3 protein-coding genes are annotated in these 3618 nt (G+C 60.6%); 2 read left to right on the top strand and 1 reads right to left on the bottom strand.

What is annotated here, in order from left to right; genetic code table 11:
* Window positions 1-188 (bottom strand): MFS transporter (locus JCM12296_RS33370; protein WP_172684241.1); only part of this gene is annotated, 188 nt, incomplete at its 3' end.
* A 120-nt stretch (window positions 189-308) separates the two neighbouring features.
* Here JCM12296_RS33370 and JCM12296_RS33375 point away from each other — a divergent pair.
* Together JCM12296_RS33375 and JCM12296_RS39420 are read left to right on the top strand one after the other, a co-directional pair.
* The gene (locus JCM12296_RS33375) at window positions 309-3287 is read left to right on the top strand and encodes a PEP/pyruvate-binding domain-containing protein (RefSeq protein ID WP_157068147.1); all 2979 of its coding nucleotides are present in this window, start codon (window positions 309-311) and stop codon (window positions 3285-3287) included.
* 113 nt (window positions 3288-3400) lie between these two features.
* Window positions 3401-3559: a hypothetical protein gene (locus tag JCM12296_RS39420; protein WP_157068148.1), complete on the top strand. Its 159-nt coding sequence runs from the start codon at window positions 3401-3403 to the stop codon at window positions 3557-3559.
* Window positions 3560-3618 lie beyond the last annotated feature (59 nt).

Raw genomic sequence — 3618 nt, forward strand, 5'->3', positions numbered from 1 at the left:
GCCACCAGCAGGCCGGCAACGGCATTGCCCAGCCCCAGGCGGGCGGTACTCAGGTTGACGTCGGCCCCGGAACTCCAGTATTGTTTGAAGAAGACAGGGAAAAAACCGGCCATCACGGTGGTGGCGAAGGCGGAATTGGCCCAATCGTACAGGGCCCAGCCCCAGACGGCTTTTGGAATCGATTTCATTGCGGTGGCACTCCTTTGCGGTAAACGCCATTGTACCGTGAAAACACCGGCCGTCAACCCCATCCTGCGACGACCGAGGCCCATGGCGGATGATGACGAACCCCAATCGGAAGAATGGATATGCCCAAGGACACCTTCACCCCGCCCGCATCCTTCCTGAACGAGGATTTCGATATCCACTTCAAGGAATTCCACGAATTGATGGCCAACCGCCTGTCCGAAATCCTGCTGGTGGCCAGCCCCTATGATGCCTACATCCTCGAAGAAGATGGCAGCCTGGCCACGAAAATCATCAACGAATACCGCGGATTGAACCTGAGCGGCCCACCGCGCATCACCCAGGCGGCCAATGCCGCCCAGGCGCTGGCCATGCTGGACGCGCAGCCCTTTCACCTGGTCATCGCCATGCCCCACCTGGACGACATGGATGTCTTCGATCTGGGGCGTCGGATCAAGGCCCGTCACCACGAGCTGCCGGTGGTTTGCCTGGCCCACGGGATTCGGGGGGCCTATCCCTCGCCCGATGGCAGGGACACGTCGGGCATCGATCAGTTTTTCGTCTGGTCGGGGGACGCGGATCTGCTCCTGGCCATCATCAAGAGCATGGAAGACCGGCTCAACGTGGCCGCCGACACCCAGCGGGCCATGGTGCGCGTGCTGATCCTGGTGGAGGATTCCCCGCTTTACGCTTCCTACCTCTTACCCTTGATCTACAAAGAGGTGGTCCGGCAGACCCAGGAGGTGATCGAGGAGAGCCTCAACCAGGAACACCGGCTGCTCAAGATGCGCGCCCGGCCGAAAATTCTCTTGGCCACGAATTACGAACAGGCCTTTTCGCTCTACCGGCAGTACAGCGATTACCTCTTCGGCGTCATTTCCGACACCCGCTACCCCAAAAGCGGCAAACTCACGGCCGATGCCGGTTACACCTTCCTCTCCGAGGTGCGTCAGGCCATTTTCGACCTGCCCCTGCTCCTGATCAGCAACGAACCGGAAAATCGGGCCCTGGCCGAACGCATCCCCGCTCTCTTCCTGGACAAAAACAGCGATACCCTGCTGGACGAAATCCATGGCTTTTTTCTCAACAACCTGGGATTCGGCGATTTTGTCTTCCGCCGGCCCAACGGCAGCGAAATCGCCCGGGCGGCTAATCTGAAGGCGCTGGAGGAGATCCTGCCCCGCGTGCCGGATGAATCCCTGCTCTATCATGCCAAACGCAACCGCTTTTCCAACTGGATCATGGCGCGCGGCGAAACCGCCCTGGCCTCGCGGCTCAGGAAAGCCCGGGCCATCGATTTTCCCGATGCCAACGCCATCCGCCAATTCATCATCAGCCATATTCACGCCTTGCGCAAATGGCGCCAGAAAGGCGTTGTGGTTCAGTTCAACGCCCAAGACTACGACCCCGAGATTTCCGAATTCGCCAAGATCGGCAACGGCTCCCTGGGCGGAAAGGCCCGCGGACTGGCCTTCGTGACCAACCTGCTGCGTCGATCGACCCAACTGGCGCAACGCTATCCGGATGTCACCATCCGTGTGCCCCAGACCCTGACCATCACCACCGAGGGGTTCGACGCCTTTGTGGCCCACAACGGCCTGGACCCGTCGGCCCTTGCCGATCTGTCCGACGAGGCCATCGCCAAGCGCTTTGTCGACGCCGACATGCCCCCCTGGCTGGCCGACGAACTGGCCGCCTACCTTCAAGCCGTCCACCAGCCCCTTTCCATCCGCAGCTCCGGCTTGCTGGAGGATGTTCATCATCACCCATTCACCGGCCTCTACAAAACCTACATGGTACCCAACAACCATCCCGATTTCAAGGTGCGCTGCCGTCAGCTCATCACCGCCGTAAAATGGGTCTACGCCTCCACCTGGTTCCGCGAACCGCGTACCTTTTTAAAGGGTACGGCCTACCGCTTGCGCAGCGATCAGATGGCGGTGATCGTCCAGCAACTGGTGGGCCGCCGCCAGGGTGAGTATTTCTACCCGGATATCTCCGGGGTGGCCCAGTCGCAGAACTTCTACCCGGTGGCCCCGTTGAACGCCGAAGACGGCGTGGCGCGCATCGTGCTGGGATTCGGCCGGGGCATTCCCGAGGGAGAACCTTCCCTGCGCTTTTCACCGGCCCATCCCCAGGTGCTGCCCCAATTTTCCAAAGTGGAAGACATCCTGGCCAATGCCCAGCAGCATTTCTGGGCACTGCGTCTTTCCGGCATGCCCGACGGGCTGTATTTCGAGCGCGGCGTCAATCTGGAAAAACGTCATGTGGCCGATGCCGAAAACGAGGACCCGGTGTTACGGCTGGCCAGCACGTATGTGACGGCGGAAAACCGCATCCGCGACACCGTCCAGGTTCCCGGCCCCCGAATTCTGACCTTTGCCACGGCGCTTAAATACGACACCTTCCCCCTGCCGCAGCTGCTCAAGGATCTTTTAACCCTGGGCCGCGAAGGCATGGGCTGCCCGGTTGAATTCGAGTTTGCCGTCAACCTGGAAGATGCGGAAAATCACCGCGGCACCTTCAACATTTTGCAAATGCGCCCCATGTCGGCGGGCGAAGATCACCTGGACGTCGCCATCAGCGAGACCGATGTCGCCCGCGCGCTCTGCTACTCCACCGAAGCGCTGGGACATGGTCGCAAGCAGAACATCCGGGATATCGTCTATGTGCGCCCCGACACCTTCGATCCGGCCGATACCCCGGCCATCGCCAGAGCCATTGCCGCCTTGAACCAAGCGTTTCGAACCACGGGCCGGACCTATCTGCTCATCGGGCCGGGCCGCTGGGGATCCTTTGACCGCTGGTTGGGCATTCCGGTCAAATGGAGAGATATCGACGCGGTCGGGGCCATGGTGGAGCTGCGCAACGAACACCTCAAGGCAGACCCGTCCCACGGTTCGCACTTCTTTCACCATATCACGGTCAACGGGATTCCCTATCTGACGGTCACCGAGGGGGAAAACGACCACATCCGCTGGGATCTTCTGAAATCCCTGCCCCATCGCGTCACCGATGATCATCTGGGCCATGTCCGCCTCGACCGGCCGCTGACCATCAAGTGCGATGGAAAGCAGATGCGCGCCGTCATCCTTCTCTAAAGAAAAGCCGGCAACCGTCGATAACACCAGCAACGTTCAACAACGGCCGGTAGGGACCGATCCTGGGGGGTCTGATCGACCGGCCTTCGCTGCCACAGGAAGGAGTGCCTGTCATGGCCAAGAAAATGGACCTTGTCTTTTTTGATGATCTGGGTTTCGGCTGGATGATGGAGGCATCGCAGATCGAACGGCTTCGGGAAAAGCAGGCGATCGAGCAGATCGTGATCCAGCGTTCCCTCGCCGAGTTGCTGCGCAAGAACAAGCCCATCTAGCTAAAAAACGCCCCCCTTTCCCTTGCGGGCCGGTCCATCCGCTGGCGGCCCGCCCGGCG

This window comes from Desulfosarcina cetonica JCM 12296, assembly GCF_001311845.1.
GTDB classification, from domain to species: Bacteria; Desulfobacterota; Desulfobacteria; order Desulfobacterales; family Desulfosarcinaceae; genus Desulfosarcina; species Desulfosarcina cetonica.